Below are 17180 nucleotides of genomic sequence, written 5' to 3' on the forward strand. Positions count from 1 at the left end.
GAAAGATAAAAGTGATGATCGTCGATGATTCTGCTGTGGTCCGGCAAACCCTGACGCAGATTTTCGAGCAGAGCAGCGATTTTGAGGTGGTGGGAATCGCTCCCGACCCCTACATCGCCGCAAAAAAGATGGCCTCCTGNGCACCCGACGTGATAACCCTGGATATCGAGATGCCCCGCATGGACGGCCTGAGTTTTCTCCGCCACCTGATGCGGCAGCATCCCATGCCGGTGGTGATCTGCTCTTCCATGGCCGAATCCGGTTCAGTCAACGCCCTGACCGCTCTGGAATATGGTGCCCTGGAAATTGTGGAAAAACCCAAGGTGGGCACCAAGACCTTTCTGGAGGAATCCCGGGTCAGNATCTACGACGCCGTCCGGGCAGCTTATGCNGCGCGGTTCTCTATCCCCTCGATTCACGCCTCGGGTGCGACTGAANCAAAAATGACTGAGGCGAGAACTGCTGCCGGGGACGCTNTGGCGCCACCGCGGGGGCGGGAACCCGCTTCCGGCAGTCTCTCCCGCAGGGAGGAGGGGTTGCAGCCCAAACAGACGGCCGACGCCATATTGCCGCCTCCTTCGGGAAAGCGGATTCCCGAGACAACGGAAAAGATCGTTTGCGTCGGGGCCTCCACGGGCGGAACCGAGGCGTTGCGGGTCTTCCTGGAAGCGATGCCCCTGAACGCACCCGGGATCGTGATCGTGCAGCACATGCCTGAAAAGTTCACCGCAGCCTTTGCNACCCGGCTCGATTCGCTCTGCGAGATCACCGTAAAGGAGGCGGAGCACAACGATACCATTCTNACGGGCAGGGCTCTGATAGCTCCCGGCAACAAGCACCTGCTGGTGCGGCGCAGCGGAGCCCGGTACTATGTGGAAGTGCGGGAGGGCCCCCTGGTGAGTCGCCACCGGCCCTCGGTGGATGTGCTCTTTCGTTCTGCCGCCCAGAGCGCGGGCCAGAACGCGATCGGGGTGATCATGACCGGCATGGGCGACGACGGGGCCAGGGGAATGGAGGAGATGCACAATACAGGAGCCTGGACGATCGCCCAGGACGAGAAGAGCTGCATCGTCTACGGCATGCCCCAGGAGGCGGTCAAGCGGGGGGCGGTCGACGAGATCGTGGGGTTGCAGGAGATCGTTCGGCACGTTCTGGAGCGGGTAGGGCGCAGTGGTAGCCTCAATTCTCATCGTTGAAGATGAGCGGATTGTAGCGCTCGACATCCAGACTCGCCTGGAGTCGCTGGGCTTTCGGGTGGTGGGTATCGCCAGGGACGGTGAGACCGCCCTCCGCCTGGCCNATGCAGAATCACCCGACCTCGCCCTGATGGATATCCAGATCGTGGGGGATCTCGATGGAATCGAGGTTGCCCGGCATATTCACGAGCATTTTGGTATCCCCTCGATTTTCCTCACGGCCTTTTCGGACCGGCANAACCTGGCCCGTGCCAAGGNNGCCCAGGCCTANGGGTACCTTCTGAAACCCTTCCAGGAGCGCGAGCTGGTCATCTCCATCGAGATGGCACTGTTCAAGCATTACGCCGAACAGAACCTGCGTATTCAGCGGGCTATTCTCGACGCAACCATGAACACCATCGACGAAGGGGTGCTCACGGCTTCGTCAAAGGAAACGGTGATTCTCATAAACGCTGCGGCGGAGCAGCTTCTGGGATGGAGCCGCGAAGATGCTCTGGGGGAGAAGATATCGGACGTNCTGGTATTACAGGAGGTCGTTCTTCAGGAGACACAAGATACCCTTGCAGAAGTCCCGGGACGGGTTGTCAGGCTNCGGAGGAGAGACGGCACCACCTTTCCTGCGCAGCTCTCGAAAATCCCCGTGGAAGACTGTGGCCTCAGCGGAGGGGCCTGGGTGATCGTTTTCCGGGATGTGACCAAACTCCTGGAATATCAGCAGAAGCTGATCGCCTCCCGGGATGNCGCCGAGAGCGCGGCCCGGGCCAAGAGCGAGTTCATGGCCAGGATGAGTCACGAGTTCCGTACACCCCTGAACGCGATTCTGGGGATGACCCGCCTCATGCTCGATTCACCCGAAGACCCGTCGATGCAGGAATATCTCCGGATAACCCACAGTTCCGCCGAGACCATGATTCGGTTGGTGACGGATATTCTCGATTTCTCCACCTACGAGGCGGGTTTCGGACGGCTGATCCAGGAGCCCTTCTCGCTGGCCGAGTTGGTCCAGTCCACGGTGCAGGCCCACGCCCCCGAGGCAATGGCGCGGGGAATACGACTCGCCCTGGCAGAAACGCCCCCCGTGCCGGGAGAGATCCAGGGAGACCCCCAGCGATTTCGGCAGATTCTGAACAACCTCCTCTCGAATGCGATCAAGTTTACTCCCTCGGGGGGGGAGGTAGTGGTAGGGCTCTCTGTTGCGGGTGAATCCTCCGGTGATATCCCCGGTGGGCAGGTGCGTATCGAGTTGGAGGTCGAGGATACGGGTGTGGGGATTCCCGAAGAGCAGCAGGAATCTGCCTTTGAAGCGTTTCAGCAGCTCGAGGATTCCCGCACGCGTACTGCCGGTGGGACCGGGCTTGGTCTGGCCATTGCCCGGCGTTTTGCCCGGGCCATGGGCGGTGATATCACGCTCCATCCTCGGGAAGGCGGGGGGACCCGGGCCTGTTGCACCCTGACCGCACCGGCCTGTCTGGAGGAAGGGNCCGAACTGATGCCCGATTTTTCGGGGATCTCCGTGGTCATCGCGGATCCCCTGATCAACAGAGTTGTCGCGCCCTGGATTACACGCTACGGTGGGCGGGTGGTCGCCCCGGGGGAAGAAANTCCTCCCGGAGGNNTGCTNCTTCTGGGCTATGCCGAATACAAAAAAGATTTCCCCGAAGGCCCTGCGGGGGAGGCGAAGTCAAAGCCGGAACGAATCGTTGTGGTGGGGCCCGCCCGGGAGCGGCGGCGTATGCCGGACTGCGCCGATTCTTTCTGCTACGTCGCTGAACCCGTTACGGCTCGGTCGATCATCTCCGCCCTTTCCCGGGGCTGCGAGGAGATCGCTCGGGAGTTCTTCAACCCCCAGGATCCGGTGGATACCCCGGGGGAGGCGCGGGAGGAACCGCCTGTGCCGGAACCATACCGGCGTCTCTTGTGCCTCCTGGATCAGGAGGACATCCCCGAGGCTACCGCCTTCGCACGGGACCAGCGTCAGGCCCTGACAGAGGAGCGGCGGCCGGGACTGGCTGACTCCGAGGTCTTCTTTCGGGTCTACCTGCTCCTTCGGAGAGGGAACATTCCTGGCGCCCGGGCGGTAATAACCGAGGCAATTCATGAGATTGGGTAAGCAAATGAAGAAAACAGTGTGCAGAGGGGGAAATCCATGCGAATCCTGATAGTAGAAGATGACTTTGGCAGCCGACGATTTCTTCAGGCCCTGTTTCAGGGGAGACCCTCGGTCTTTGTCGATGTGGTGGTTGACGGGGACGAGGCGGTCCAGGCCTTCAGGCTTGCCTGGGAAGAGAAGACACCCTACGAGCTGATCCTGCTGGATATCATGATGCCCAATATGGATGGCCATGAGGCGCTTCGGGAGATACGGAAGTTCGAGGAATCGATCGGTGTTCACCACAAGGATCGGGTCTCGGTTATCATGACCACCGCTCTGGGCGATCCCCGAAACGTGGTAGACGCCTATTACAAGGGCGAGGCCGATGCNTACCTGGTAAAGCCCATAGAGCAGCAGAAGCTCTTTACCACGATGGCTCAGCTCGGGTTCGAGCTCTGACGTGATGGAGGCGTTCCCTGCGCTTGCAATCCAGCCGTGGCGCGTAGTACAACTGCATCCTGATGAACCAAAGCCACGTCCGTAACTTTTGCATTATTGCACACATTGATCACGGCAAATCGACCCTGGCAGATCGCTTTATTCAGCGNTCCAGGATTGTTGAAGAGCGGGATTTTCGGGATCAGCTCCTGGATTCCATGGATATCGAGCGCGAGCGGGGAATAACGATCAAGAGCCAGGCCGTCACCCTCCCCGTGGAGTTTGACGACGGTCTGTACCATCTTAATCTGGTTGATACGCCGGGCCACGTGGACTTCTCCTACGAGGTTTCCCGGGCCATTTCCTCCTGCGAAGGAGCTGTGCTGCTCATCGATGCGGCCCAGGGGGTAGAGGCCCAGACCCTGAGCAACCTCTATCTGGCNTTTGATCACGATCTCCAGATCATACCGGTGGTTAACAAGATCGATCTGCCCGCAGCCGATATCGAAAACTGTCTTCACCAGATCGACCACGATCTGGGGCTCGATCCCGACAGCGCCGTTTTGGTGAGCGGCAAGACAGGCCAGGGCGTGGAAGATCTGCTTCGGGCGATCGTGGAGCAGATTCCCCCTCCCGCAGGAAATCCCGAAAACCCTCTGCAGGCGCTGGTCTTCGACAGCCATTACGACCCCTACCGGGGGGTGATTGTTCACCTCCGTGTCTTTGAGGGGACCCTCAAAACGGGGGACACCATCGAGATGTGGTCCAGCGGTGTCCAGTACGAGGTGGAGGAAATCGGGCGTTTCAAGATCGCCCTGGAGAAGACCGGACAGCTCTCGGCGGGTGATGTGGGGTACTTTATCGCGGGAATCAAGACGATCCGCGACGTCCGGGTGGGGGACACCGTGACGCGTCCCGACGCGCGGTGCAAGGCGGCCCTCCCCGGGTTCCGGGAGGTGAAGCCCGTAGTCTTCTCATCGATTTATCCCGTGGACACCAACGAGTATCAGGGCCTGGTTCGGGCCATGGACAAGTTGCGCCTCAACGATGCCTCGCTGGTCTTCGAAAAGGATAACTCCGCCGCTCTGGGTTTCGGCTTCCGGTGCGGCTTTCTGGGGATGTTGCATCTTGAGGTTATCCAGGAGCGGCTCGAGCGGGAGTTCGACCTGAACCTGGTTCTGACCGCTCCTTCGGTTGAATACGAGATCGAGCTGAACGATGGCACCAGGCTTCTGGTCGACAGCCCCATGGATTACCCCGACCCGGGAACGATCAAACTTGCCATGGAGCCTTTTATCCGTGCCTCGATCATAACCCCCGATACCTACCTGGGGCCCATGCTCAGCCTGTGCAACGATCGCCGGGGTATCCAGAAAGATATGATCTACCTTGATACCTCCCGGGTAGAGCTGGTCTTCGAGATGCCGCTCTCGGAGGTGCTCTTCGATTTCTACGATAATCTGAAATCTCTTTCGCGTGGTTATGCCTCCTTCGACTACGAGCTTATCGACCGCAGGCCGGTCCAGCTCGCCCGGCTTGACATCCTGGTGAACGGCAAGCCCGTGGACGCCCTCTCCATGCTGGTGTATCGGGGGAACGCCGAGTACCGAGCCCGGGCTGCCTGTCGCCAGTTGCGGGAGGAGATTCCCCGACACCAGTTCAAGGTGCCGATCCAGGGAGCGATCGGGGGAACCATTATCGCCCGCGAGACGATTCCTGCCCTCCGGAAGGATGTTACCGCCAAGTGTTACGGTGGTGATATCAGCCGGAAGCGGAAACTCCTGGAAAAACAGAAAGAGGGAAAGAAGCGGATGAAGACCGTGGGGAACGTGGAACTGCCCCAGTCGGCTTTTCTCTCGGTTCTGAAGGGCTCCCCCGAGGACTAGGGGAGCNGGAGAAAAAACCCCGGGCGGGGTCTGTGTGCCCGGGGTCGTTGTGGTTCAGTCCTCCAGGCCCTGTTCCAGNCGCAGGGTGATTGTGGGCTGGTTGCAGATCTCGTCGGGCCCGTAGTACTGGATTGCTCCGGGGTAGACGAAGGATGTCCNGCTTGCCCATTCCTCCCGGTGGCGGGCAAAATAGATAAAGGGAGCTCCCTCCAGTTCTACCAGGGCCTTCTTGATNACGGGTTTCTTCTCGCCGTGACGCTGCTCCATGTTCATCATCATCGTCAGGGGGATGCCCCCTGCAACCCACTGGCTGGCAGGNTTTGCGATNTTGCGGACGCTGGAGAGATATCCCGTAAGCCCGTTGGCGATCAGCAGAAAGGCGCTGTAGCCCAGGGAATAGGTGTAGTCGGCGTCAAAATTGCTGGGGAAGGCGCACCGCCCCTCGTACCCGAAGAAGTGGTTCAGGGCGTTGAATTTGCCCTGGTAGCTCCCGGTCCGGGCGCGCTCCTTCAGCTCCTCTCCCACCATCTGGATAAGAAGTTTCTCTGTCTCGATCCGGGAGACCTGGACGTTTCCGTGGGGGTCGCGGTCCATCAGGAGCTGGTGCTGGATATCCCGGGGGAGGGAGGTGAAAACCGGAGCGCTCTCGCTGCTCAGCTTTCCCGAAAGCCACCGGGCCTGTTCGTCGGGTCCGGCAATTCCGGAAAACTCTGTGCTATGGATCGCCAGAAGGTCGTTCACTTCGGCGATCAGGCGTCCCATCTCGGGGATGAACTCGATCAGCCCCTCGGGAATCAGGACAACACCGAAGTTTTCCCCTCCCTCGGCGCGTTTTGCCACCGTCTCGGCCAGGGAGGATACGATTTCCTGAAGCGTCTGCTGTTTTTCTGCCACCTCTTCGGAGATGATACAGGCCGTGGGTCTGGTCTGGAGGGCGCACTCCAGGGCGATATGGCTGGCCGAGCGACCCATGAGTTTTACAAAGTGCCAGTATTTCTTTGCACTGTTGGCGTCGCGCTGGATGTTGCCGATGAGCTCCGAATAGGTTTTTACGGCGGTGTCAAATCCGAAGGATGCCTCGATGTATTCGTTTTTCAGGTCCCCGTCAATTGTTTTGGGAACGCCGATGACTTGCACGGGGTCACCTTGGGCGACAAAATACTCTGCCAGGAGAGCNGCGTTGGTGTTGCTGTCGTCACCACCGATCACAACCAGGGCATCGATCTTGTTGGTCTTGCAGGTCTTCCGGGTTGCGGCGAACTGCTCGGGGGTCTCGATCTTGGTGCGGCCACTGCCGATGATGTCGAACCCTCCGGTATTGCGGAAGTCGTCCATGTATTCAGCGGTGATCTCGATCTTCTGGTCCTCTACAAGCCCCGAGGGTCCGCCAAGAAAGCCCAGGAGCCTGTTCTCGGGGTTTGCCTTTTTGAGTGCATCGAAGAGACCCGAGATGACGTTATGACCCCCTGGAGCCTGCCCCCCCGAGAGGATGACGCCCACGGTTCGTCTGGCCCCCGCCTGGGGATTGGTGCCTCCGCTCTCCATGGTCGCGATCGGTTTGCCGTAGGTGTGGGCGAAGGTCTTTTTCAGAGCCTCCTGATCGCGTATGGCCTGGGTGGGTTCTCCCAGAGAGAGGGCGATCGACGCGATATCTCCCCGGATAGCCGGGGGAAGCTTTGGTTCGTAGGTATACCGGATTTTTTGCAGCTGTGATTGTTTCATAACGGGGCCATTCTATCCGGTGAGGGCTGCCGGAGGCAACGGCGCGCCGGGTCTGGGAGAAACTGCGGGCCGGCCGTAACAAAGATGCTTGACCGGACGGGAAGAGGCCGGTAGCATCCCCTCGTGGCACACTATAAAATGATTAACCAGGTGAAAGATTACGCTTGGGGAAGCCCCGATTTGCTGGCACAAATTCAGGGTCGGGTTCCGGAGGGCCGCCCCGAGGCGGAAATGTGGATGGGTTCGCACCCGAACGGGTCGAGTCAGGTGGTGACTCCCCGGGGAGAGACGGTGTCCCTGGCTGATCTTCTGGCGGGTTCGCCCGATATGCTGGGGCAGCGGGCTCTGACGTTGCAGGCCCCCGGAGAGGATGTGCCGGGCCTGCCCTTTTTGCTGAAGATTCTGACCGCAGGGAAGGGGCTTTCGATCCAGGCCCATCCCGACCGGGAACAGGCCCGGGAGGGCTACGCTCGGGAAGATGCCCGGGGCATAGCCCGCGATGCTCCCCGGCGAACCTATCGGGACCAGAATCACAAGCCCGAGCTGGTCTGTGCCCTCACCGAGTTCTGGGGGCTGTGCGGGTTCCGGCCCCTGGAGGAACTGCAGCGGGAGTTTCAGGGTCTTGCTCCGGCGCTGGCGCGTCTGGATCATCCCCTTCTGGGTCCGGCGCTGAGGTCATTTCTTGAGAAGCCCCGGGAAGAGACCTGGCAGGCGCTGTTCCTGGCGATTCTCGACTGCGGAGTTGATCGCTCCTTTCGGGACGATCTGGTCCGGACACTGGGATCGTGTCTGGAGGGTTCTTCCGGGGACGGGCCTTCGTCCCGGGATCGCTACTGGTGGGTCGGGGAACTTCTGGATCAATACCCGGGAGATCCCGGGGCGTTCGCTCCGCTGTACCTGAATCTCTTTCACCTTCAGCCCGGTGAGGCGGTCTTTTTGGGCCCCCGGATTCTCCACGCCTACCTGCGTGGTGCGGGGGTAGAGATCATGGCGAACTCCGACAACGTTCTGCGTTCGGGGTGCACCGGGAAACACGTGGACAGCCAGGAGCTTGCCCGGATTCTCTCCTTCGAGAGTTTTGTGCCTCGCCCGTCCCGGGGGAAGGACGAGCAGGGGCTTCGGGCATACACGACACCTGCCCGGGAGTTCGAGTTGGTTCGGGTGCTCCGGCAGGGGCGGCTGGAGAAGCGGGAGGGGCCGGCGATCCTCCTCGCCACGGCGGGGCAGGTTCGGTGCGGGGATCTGCTTCTGGAATCGGGTGAGTCCGCCTTTGTTGATGATGCTACGGACGCGATCGAGCTCTCCGGACCCGGCGTTGCCTCGACCTATGTCGCGGCTCTTCCCGGGGCGATCTCCTTCGCTCCCACCGTGCTTCCTGCCGGGGCCGATCGTCCAGACGCCGGAGCGGCTTGCGATGGAGCGTCCTGACCGGGCAGACTCTCCCGCCGGGGGAGTGGAGATCTGGGTTGATGGAGATTCCTGTCCCGTGCCGGTCAGGGAAATCCTCCAGAGAGTGTCCCGAAAAAGGGGAATCCCCGTCCGGTTCTGCGCCAACCGCGACCTTCCCCTCGGAACGGGCGGTGGGGATCTTCTAAAGATGCTGGTTATTCGCGATGAGTCTGTCGATGACTATCTTCTGCGGGAAACGGCCGCTGCCGGGGGTATTCCCCTGGTGGTGACCCGGGATATACCCCTGGCAGAGGGGCTGGTCGAGCTGGGTGTGCCCGTGATGAACGATCGGGGACGCCTTTTTGAGCGGGATTCGATCAGAGAGCTGCGTTCTCTCCGGGATGCCCGGGCAGAGATCCGGGCCCAGGGGCTGGAGAGAATGAGCCGGGCTGCAACCTTTGGCAAGCGCGAACAGAAGGCTTTTGCCGACGCCCTGGACCGGTTTCTTGCGAAACCGCCCCGGCCGAGAGGTTTCCCGGAAAAAGACACCCTCCGTTCTTGATGACCGGTCTGTTCCGGTAGTACTTTACACCCATAACGATACACCGACGGAGCAGATGAACCAATGAAAACAACCCAAGTTACGGAAAATACCTGGAGACTCTCGGCCAACGTCACGGACATTCTCTTCGAGGGAATGTGGCCCATCCCCCAGGGGGTGTCCATGAACTCTTACATTGTAAAGGGCGAGAAGGTGGCGATCATCGATGGGGTCTGCAACTGGGACGGTACCCCCCAGGTGCTTTTCGATCAGTTTGACCAGATGGGGGTCGATTACAACGATATCGACTACGTTGTTATCAATCACATGGAGCCCGATCATTCGGGGTGGCTCGAGGATTTTAAAAAAATTCGCTCCGATTTCAGGATAGTTACCACGGCCAAGGCGCAGGCCCTGCTCAAGGCGTTCTTCGACATCGATAACGAGGTGATTGTGGTGAAATCCGGCGACACCCTGGACCTGGGAAACGGCCATGTCCTGGCTTTTGAGGAGATCCCCAACGTCCACTGGCCCGAAACGATGGCTACCTTCGATACCAAAACAGGAACTCTCTTCCCCTGCGATGCCTTCGGTTCCTTTGGTGCGATCACCGATTCACCCTATGACGATCAGCTTTCGCAGGAGGAGATCGATTTTTTCGAGCGCCAGGCGAGTCGCTACTACGCGAACATCGTGGGCCCCTTCTCGGGACCGACCCAGAAGGCGATCGCCAAGACCGAGAGTTTGCCGGTGAAGANTATTGCTCCCGGTCACGGGATCGTCTGGCGAAGCAACCCCCAGAAGATTATCGACGATTACAAGCGATACGCTTCCTACAGCAAGGGCCCGGCGAAGGAAGAGATCACCGTGATCTGGGGGTCGATGTACGGCAATACCGAACGGGCGGTCCGGAAGGTGGTTGAGGCGATTGAGGCCGAGGGAATGAAGGTCCACGAACATCAGGTTCCCCAGAGTCACTATTCCGAGATTCTCCGCGATGTCTGGAGTTCCAGCGGGGTGGTTCTGGCGATGCCGACCTACGAGTACAAGATGTTCGCTCCCATGGCGGTGGTTCTGGACGAACTGGGGCGAAAGAAGGCACTCAACCGAAAGGCTTTCCGCTTCGGAAGTTACGGGTGGTCGGGCGGAGCCCAGAAGGAGCTGGACGAGATTATGGCACGCTACAAGATGAACTGGGATTTCCTGGAGCCCCGGGAGTTCCTCGGGGCGCCGAGGGACGAAGACCTGGAGGTTATTGCCACGCGGGGTCGCGAGCTGGTTTCGGCGGTGCGGGAGTGGGTTCGCCAGGGCTGATACACTACCCCCGGCCGGGGTGAGCCGGTTTCCGGAAGGGCTCCCGGGGATGATATCCCCGGGGCTCATTTTGTGGGCGGTTCAGAATTGTGGGCGGTTCAGAAATCAGCGCTTCCCACGGCCCGGGGAAAGGGAATAACGTCGCGGATGTTCTGCATGCCCGTAACGTACCGCACCAGCCGTTCAAAGCCCAGGCCGAACCCGGCGTGGGGTACCGTTCCGAAGCGACGCAGATCCAGATACCACTGATACGCCCCGGTCTCGAGGCCACACCGGCGGATCGCCTCCTCCAGGGGAGTGAGTTCCTCTTCGCGCTGGCTTCCGCCGATGATCTCTCCCAGGCGGGGGACCAGCACATCCATGGCCCGGACGGTCCTGCCGTCGGGGTTCTGCTTCATGTAGAAGGCCTTGATCTCCCGGGGGTAATCGGTGACGATCACCGGCCCCTGGGCGTAGTCCTCGGTGAGGAACTTCTCGTGCTCCGTTTGAAGGTCGATCCCCCAGTGAGGAGAATAGGCGAAGGAACGGCCGCTCTTTTCGAGGACATCGATCGCCTCGGTGTAGGTCATCCTCCGGAAATCGCTCTCGGCAACCTTGCGAAGACTTTCCGCGATTCCCGGTTCGATCCGCTTGTCGAAGAACTCCATATCTTCAGGGCACCGTTCCAGGATGTCCCTCAGGAGAAACCTGACAAAATCCTCGGCCAGCCCCATGTTTCCCTCGAGATCGCAGAAGGCCATCTCTGGTTCGATCATCCAGAACTCTGCCAGATGGCGTGTGGTGTTGGAGTTCTCCGCCCGGAAGGTAGGCCCAAAGGTGTAGACCCGATCCAGAGCTGTGGCGTAGGCCTCGGCGTTGAGCTGGCCGCTCACGGTGAGGTAGGCCGGTTTTCCGAAGAAGTCCTGGCTGTAGTCCAGCGAGCCGTCTTCCCGGCGCGGCGGGTTTTCCATATCCAGGGTTGTCACCTGGAAGAGGGCTCCTGCTCCCTCAGCGTCGCTGGCGGTGATGATGGGAGTATTGAGATAGAGGAACTCCCGTTCCTGAAAGAACTGGTGTACGGCGATGCTCAGGCGGTTGCGGACGCGCATGACCGCCCCGAAGGTATTGGTGCGCCCCCGGAGGTGGGCGATCTCCCGGAGGAACTCGAAGGAGTGGCGTTTTTTCTGGAGAGGGTAGGTCTCGGCCGGGGCCTCGCCCAGGAGGTCCAGGCCGGTGCAGGCCAGCTCGACGGACTGGCCTGTGCCGGGAGACGCTACCAGGATGCCCCGGGCAAGGACGGAGGCCCCCGTCTGGAGGCGGTCCAGGGTGCTTTGAAGGTCCGTGGCGCTCTTGTCTATGATCGCCTGAAGGCCCTGGAGGGAGCTGCCATCGTTGATCTCGAGGAAGCAGACGTTCTTGGAATCCCGNTTGGTGCGTANCCAGCCGGGAACCTCCCGGGGTGTCTCCGAGGGGCTGCTCCGGAGCAACTCGGCGATTCGGGGGCGTTCTATTCTGTTCGTGGCCTGGTTGTTCATGGGATAATAGGTATCACAGGGGAGGCCCCGAGGCAAGAGCGCCCGACCGCAGGAGGGAGGGAAAGATCCTCCTGGAGCGGTCCGGAGACCGGANGGNCTCTGCGGTGTGGCACGGTATCGACAGGGACCGCCGGAGTGGGTACTCTCTCGGGTATGCCGAAGATCAGTGATATACATGTAACTGCCGAGTCGCCCCTTCTGGCGCCGGCAGAGCTCAAGAGGCGTCTGCCCATCAGCGACGCCTGCGCCGAGACGGTGCTGGAAAGCCGCCGGGAGATCACCGATATCCTGGAGGGGCGNGACTCCCGCATGATTGCCGTGGTGGGACCCTGCTCGATCCACGATAATCGGGGGGCAATCGATTATGCCCGAAAGATCAGGGNGCTTCAGGGGGAGCTCTCGGATGTGCTGCTTCTGGTGATGCGGGTTTATTTCGAGAAGCCCCGTACCGCCCTGGGATGGCGAGGCCTCATTCTGGACCCCAATCTCGACGGCAGTTACGATATCGATCAGGGGCTTCACAAGGCACGGGAGATCCTTCTGGCCGTTACCTCCATGGGAGTTCCCGCCGGCAGCGAGATGCTGGATCCGATCGTTCCTCAGTACATCGACGATCTGGTCTCCTGGGCATCTATCGGAGCTCGCACCATCGAGAGCCAGACCCACCGCGAGATGGCCAGCGGNCTCTCCATGCCCGTGGGGTTCAAGAACGGTACCGACGGAAGTATCGAGACCGCCCTGAACGCCATGATCAGCTCTCTCAGACCCCACAGTTTTATCGGGATCGATCAGGAGGGGCATACCGCCGTGATTCATACCACGGGGAACCAGGCGGTCCACGTGATCCTGCGGGGAGGGCGGGGAGGCCCCAACTACCGGAGCTGGGATATCGTGCGGGTCGAGGAGCTCCTGCGCTGCATGGACCTGCCTCTGAACATCCTGGTGGATTGCAGCCACGGAAACAGCGAGAAGGACCCTCGTCGCCAGGGGAAGGTCCTGGAGGCGGTTCTGGATCAGCGCCTGGGAGGGGGCCGGTCTATCACGGGGTTCATGCTGGAGAGCAACCTCGTGGCAGGACGCCAGGATCTGGCGGGGGATCCCTCGTTACTCACCTACGGNCAGTCTATCACCGATGCCTGCATCGGCTGGGACGAGACGGTGGGGCTCCTCAGGGAGGCTGCCCGGCGCCTTCGAAGCGACCGCGGCTCCGGTGGCGGCGCGAAGGACGACGCCGTGAGCGCGCCCGCCGTGACCCGGGGCGCCGTGAGGGCCGTGAAGAATGACACCGCGAGCAACGATGGCGTGAAGAAGGGAACAGGAGATTCGGCATGAGCGCAACCACCGTAGAAGAACGGGCCCGTGGGGTCCGGGCCGCTGCCCGGGTGCTGGCAGCCTGTCCCGGCCGGATCCGGGAGGCGGCGCTGGAAGAGGTCGCCAGAGCCCTGGAAGCAGCAGACCACCAGATAGAGGAAGCGAACCAGATCGATTGCGCCCGGGCCCGCGAGGCGAGCCTGGCCGATCCGCTGCAGCGGCGACTGAGTTTTGGACCGGAGAAACGGCGCCAGGCCCTGGATGGGGTCCGCTCCGTGGCTGCGCTCCCCGACCCGGTTGGAAAGATCCTGGAGCGGCGCGAGCTGGATCAGGGGCTGCTCCTGACGCGCCGGACGACCCCCATCGGGGTGATCGCCATGATCTTTGAGTCCCGGCCGGACGCGCTCCTCCAGATCGCCTCCCTGGCCCTGAAAAGCGGCAACGGGGTGATCCTCAAGGGGGGATCCGAAGCCCTGGAGAGCAACCGTGTCCTGGCCAGGATCGTTCACGATGCCGCCGTTTCAGCGGGNATACCCTCGGGGTGGCTGGCCCTGATCGAGACTCGCCAGGATGTGGGGGAGCTGCTCCGCCTCGATGCCTGGATCGATCTGATCATCCCNCGGGGTTCCAACGACTTTGTCCGGTTCATCATGGACAATACCCGCATACCCGTGCTGGGGCACGCCGACGGCATCTGCCACGTCTATCTGGATCGGGACGCCGATCCCGCCGTGGCCGAGGCCGTCACGGTGGATGCCAAAACCCAGTACGAGGCGGTCTGCAACGCTGCCGAGACGCTCCTGGTTCATCAGGATGCGCTCTCCCGGGTATTTCCCGGTGTGGCCCGGGCGCTTCAGGACCGGGGTGTGGAGTTGCGGGGGTGTCCCCGAACCCGGNCGGTGCTTCCCGGAATCGGAGTCGCGTCGGATGAGGACTGGGGGGCAGAGTATCTGGACAGGATTCTGGCCGTCCGGGTAGTGGATTCCCTGGGGGAGGCGGTAGATCACATNAATACCTGGGGGAGCGGTCACACCGATGCCATCGTCACCACCGACGGGGATCGGGCCCGGCGGTTTATNGATGGTGTTGACTCGGCCTCGGTTATGTGGAACGCCAGTACCCGCTTTGCCGACGGCTTTCGCTACGGTCTGGGGGCCGAGGTCGGGGTGAGCACCACCCGGATTCACGCCCGGGGGCCTGTGGGGGTCGAGGGTCTTCTGAGTTCCAAGTGGATTCTGGCCGGGGCAGGTCATNTCGTGGCCGATTACGCCACGGGTCTGCGTTCCTTCACTCACCGGGACCTCTCGCTTCACGAGGGGTCCTGCTGCGGGGACGGGGAGGGAGATGCGTAATTTCGGGGAGCTGCGCCGGGTTGTGGTGAAGGTGGGAACCAACGTTCTCACCCGGAATGACCGCATAGACCGGGAATACATCGAGGAACTGGCTCGACAGATCGCCTGGCTTCGCTCCACAGGACGCGAGGTTTGTCTGGTTTCGTCGGGAGCGATCGGGCTGGGTGCGAGGGAGCTGGGGATCACCGGGCGCGTCCAGGATGTGGTGCTCCGTCAGGCCTGCGCTGCCGTGGGGCAGCCGTTGTTGATGCAGGTGTATCGGGAAATTTTCTCCCGCCAGTCCGTGCCGATTGCCCAGGTTCTGCTGACCCGGGAGGTTCTGAACGACCGGACCAGCTACGTCCAGATGAGAAACGCCGTGGAGCGCCTGCTGGAACTGGGAGTGCTGCCCGTGTTCAACGAGAACGACAGCGTCGCCGTGGCCGAGATATCCAGAGCCTTCGGGGACAACGATCAACTCAGCGCCCTTATCGCGAGCAAGGTCGACGCCGAGCTTCTGGTCCTCCTGAGCGATGTCCCGGGCTACTATTCGGCTGATCCCCGAACCAGCCCCGGGGCCGAACTGATCTCCCTGGTCGAGGCGGTGACTCCCGCCATGATCGCTGNCGCCGGGAAGGCCGGCTCCTCGCTGGGTACGGGGGGGATGGCCACCAAGTTGCGGGCGGTCCAGATCGCGGCCGAGGGAGGGTGCCGGGTCGTTCTGGCTCACGGTCGGGAAGAGCGCGTTCTTCCGCGCATTCTCCAGGGGGAAGAGGTGGGGACGGTCTTCGGTGCCCGCCGACGGCTGAAAAACCGCTCCCGCTGGCTTCTTCACAGTGCCCCCCGGGGAAAAATTATCGTCGATTCCGGGGCCATGAGAGCGATCAGAAATCACAACAGTCTTCTTCCTTCGGGGATCGTCGCCGTGGAAGGTTCCTTCGAAGCCGGTTCGGTGGTGATGGTGAACGAGGGCGTCAAGATCGTCTCGTCCTTTTCCAGCAGCGAGCTCGGGGCTCTGGCCGGGAGGCACAGCTCCGAGGCGGGGCAGATCCTTGCTACCGGTCGTTCGCGGCGCATCATCGCCCGCCCCGAGGACATGGTGTTCTTCGAGGAGGATCAGGACCTGTCAGGATCCACTTCGCCCGAGGAGGCGGAGTAGATGCGGGGTACCACGGGTTTCCGGGACCAGGAGGTCTCCTGCATCATCGGGGTTCGGCCCGCCGAACGCCATACCGAGCAACCTCTCCTGGTAGATCTTGCCCTGGAGTACGATTTTTCCCGCCCTGCAGCGAGCGATGATGTGGTCGACGCGGTGGATTATTCGGCTGTGGCGCGTCTGGTGACGGCTCACCTCCAGGAGAAGCGGTACGGTCTGCTCGAGGCCGCTGCCGTCGGGGTTGCCTCGCTGGTCACAACTGCGTATCCTGTAGTGAGCCGGGTGGTTGTGGAGCTCCGCAAGCCCCGGGCACTGCCGGGTTCGGCAGTGAGCTATGTCCGGCTTGATACGGCGCGGGAATAATCCCGAAAAAGAGTCTCTCTGCCCTTGCAAGAGACGCCGTATTTTGCCATAGTACCGCAGCGCCGATAAAGATCGGCGCTTCCATGTGTCTGATAGAGGAGGCAAACAAATGGCAGGGAAAATTTCAAAGAACGCCCGCCGTGAGGGTGCACAGGATTTGACGAGTCGGTGGGGTGGCAAAATTGTCATGAAGAGTACCTTCGAGAACGGAAAGATGCGCCACTTCGCTGTCTGTGAAAAAACAGGTCATCAGGGCCGTCGCCCCAAAGACTTGATGTAAGGCATCCCCTTGAAACTGGTTCGCCGCGATTCGGTGCGGCGGTTGTATGGACACCGCTCGCAGGGGGGGGCTTCGTGATTCTATCGGGACGCGAGATCAAGTCCCACCTGGGCGAGCGGATCGTCATCGATCCTTTTTGCGACAGTCAGCTCAATCCGAACAGCTATAACCTCAAACTCCACGATACGCTCCGGGTGTACCGGAACAAAACGCTGGATATGCGGGTGGAAAACCTCTCCGACGAGATTTCGATCCCTCCCGAGGGGTTGCTCCTGGAACCCCAGAAACTCTATCTGGGCCGGACCGTGGAGTTTACCGCCACCGAGGGGTTCGTACCGATGCTGGAGGGGCGCTCCTCGGTGGGCCGGCTGGGGCTTTTCATTCATGTTACAGCCGGTTTCGGTGATGTGGGGTTTCGGGGGTTCTGGACGCTGGAGATGTTCTGCGTGCAGCCCATCCGCATCTACGCAGGGGTGGAGATCTGTCAGATCTTCTACCACACCCTGGAAGGGGCCTACGAACCCTACCGGAGCGGCAAATATCAGGACAACCGGGGGATCCAGCACAGCCTGCTCTTTCGGGACTTCCAGCGCTCCTGATCAGGCCCGGTCCCTGTTCTCTGAAAATATCTTTAAGTAGATAGAACA

Annotated in this window: 15 protein-coding genes; 13 read left to right on the plus strand and 2 right to left on the minus strand. The window is 61.2% G+C overall.

The genetic code is table 11. From position 1 onward, the window contains the following. Positions 1–14: 14 nt before the first annotated feature. The 4 genes from B071_RS15605 (at position 15) to lepA (ending at position 5612) form a co-directional block, all read left to right on the plus strand. On the plus strand, positions 15–1196 hold the full coding sequence (locus B071_RS15605) for a protein-glutamate methylesterase/protein-glutamine glutaminase (protein ID WP_438829543.1): 1182 nt from the start codon (positions 15–17) through the stop codon (positions 1194–1196). After that, complete coding sequence (locus B071_RS0103030; RefSeq protein ID WP_018525628.1) at positions 1171–3306, plus strand: ATP-binding response regulator; 2136 nt, start codon at positions 1171–1173, stop codon at positions 3304–3306. Before B071_RS15605 ends, B071_RS0103030 begins: the two co-directional genes overlap by 26 nt. Positions 3307–3342: 36 nt before the next feature. Continuing rightward, on the plus strand, positions 3343–3747 hold the full coding sequence (locus B071_RS0103035) for a response regulator (protein WP_018525629.1): 405 nt from the start codon (positions 3343–3345) through the stop codon (positions 3745–3747). Between the two features lie 62 nt (positions 3748–3809). Further along, a complete protein-coding gene (gene lepA / locus B071_RS0103040) occupies positions 3810–5612 on the plus strand; it encodes a translation elongation factor 4 (protein WP_018525630.1) in 1803 nt (600 codons plus the stop codon). Positions 5613–5666: 54 nt separating this feature from the next. Here lepA and B071_RS0103045 read toward each other — a convergent pair whose 3' ends face one another. Further along, positions 5667–7334 carry a diphosphate--fructose-6-phosphate 1-phosphotransferase gene (locus tag B071_RS0103045; RefSeq protein ID WP_018525631.1) on the minus strand — a complete coding sequence of 556 codons (1668 nt, stop codon included), beginning with the start codon at positions 7332–7334 and terminating at the stop codon, positions 5667–5669. 123 nt (positions 7335–7457) lie between these two features. Between B071_RS0103045 and manA the strand changes: the two genes are divergently transcribed. From manA to B071_RS0103060, 3 genes are all read left to right on the plus strand, one after another. After that, positions 7458–8762 carry a mannose-6-phosphate isomerase, class I gene (gene manA, locus B071_RS15610; protein ID WP_157702995.1) on the plus strand — a complete coding sequence of 435 codons (1305 nt, stop codon included), beginning with the start codon at positions 7458–7460 and terminating at the stop codon, positions 8760–8762. Continuing rightward, positions 8749–9285, plus strand: coding sequence for a DUF188 domain-containing protein (locus B071_RS15615; RefSeq protein WP_018525633.1), 537 nt, complete (start codon positions 8749–8751; stop codon positions 9283–9285). The genes manA and B071_RS15615 overlap by 14 nt, the downstream gene beginning before the upstream one ends. A gap of 162 nt (positions 9286–9447) precedes the next feature. Beyond that, entirely contained in the window at positions 9448–10578 is a 1131-nt protein-coding gene (locus B071_RS0103060) for an FprA family A-type flavoprotein (RefSeq protein WP_438829544.1), read from the plus strand. A gap of 98 nt (positions 10579–10676) precedes the next feature. On the opposite strand, the gene asnS is transcribed toward B071_RS0103060, so the two are convergent. Beyond that, on the minus strand, positions 10677–12092 hold the full coding sequence (gene asnS, locus B071_RS0103065; RefSeq protein ID WP_245534040.1) for an asparagine--tRNA ligase: 1416 nt from the start codon (positions 12090–12092) through the stop codon (positions 10677–10679). A gap of 153 nt (positions 12093–12245) precedes the next feature. On the opposite strand from asnS, the gene B071_RS15620 reads away from it, so the two are divergent. The 6 genes from B071_RS15620 (at position 12246) to dcd (ending at position 17132) form a co-directional block, all read left to right on the plus strand. Next, positions 12246–13424 (plus strand): 3-deoxy-7-phosphoheptulonate synthase, encoded by a 1179-nt coding sequence (locus B071_RS15620; RefSeq protein WP_018525636.1) that lies wholly within the window; start codon positions 12246–12248, stop codon positions 13422–13424. After that, a complete protein-coding gene (locus B071_RS15625; protein ID WP_018525637.1) occupies positions 13421–14755 on the plus strand; it encodes a glutamate-5-semialdehyde dehydrogenase in 1335 nt (444 codons plus the stop codon). Before B071_RS15620 ends, B071_RS15625 begins: the two co-directional genes overlap by 4 nt. Beyond that, a complete protein-coding gene (proB, locus tag B071_RS0103080; protein WP_018525638.1) occupies positions 14748–15893 on the plus strand; it encodes a glutamate 5-kinase in 1146 nt (381 codons plus the stop codon). The genes B071_RS15625 and proB overlap by 8 nt, the downstream gene beginning before the upstream one ends. Beyond that, positions 15894–16253, plus strand: a complete 360-nt coding sequence (locus tag B071_RS0103085) for a dihydroneopterin aldolase (protein WP_018525639.1) — start codon at positions 15894–15896, stop codon at positions 16251–16253. It begins immediately after the preceding gene. Between the two features lie 109 nt (positions 16254–16362). Continuing rightward, on the plus strand, positions 16363–16533 hold the full coding sequence (locus B071_RS19830) for a hypothetical protein (RefSeq protein ID WP_018525640.1): 171 nt from the start codon (positions 16363–16365) through the stop codon (positions 16531–16533). Between the two features lie 74 nt (positions 16534–16607). Next, the gene (gene dcd / locus B071_RS0103095) at positions 16608–17132 is read left to right on the plus strand and encodes a dCTP deaminase (RefSeq protein WP_018525641.1); all 525 of its coding nucleotides are present in this window, start codon (positions 16608–16610) and stop codon (positions 17130–17132) included. Positions 17133–17180 lie beyond the last annotated feature (48 nt).

Origin of the sequence: Alkalispirochaeta alkalica DSM 8900 (assembly GCF_000373545.1) — a bacterium.
In the GTDB taxonomy this organism is placed as follows: Bacteria; Spirochaetota; Spirochaetia; order DSM-27196; family Alkalispirochaetaceae; genus Alkalispirochaeta; species Alkalispirochaeta alkalica.

Coding starts and splice junctions, on each gene's coding strand:
- B071_RS15615 (WP_018525633.1), top strand. CDS start 8,749: ATGGAGCGTCCTGACCGGGCAGACTCTCCCGCCGGGGGAGTGGAGATC.
- B071_RS0103085 (WP_018525639.1), top strand. CDS start 15,894: ATGCGGGGTACCACGGGTTTCCGGGACCAGGAGGTCTCCTGCATCATC.
- B071_RS19830 (WP_018525640.1), top strand. CDS start 16,363: ATGGCAGGGAAAATTTCAAAGAACGCCCGCCGTGAGGGTGCACAGGAT.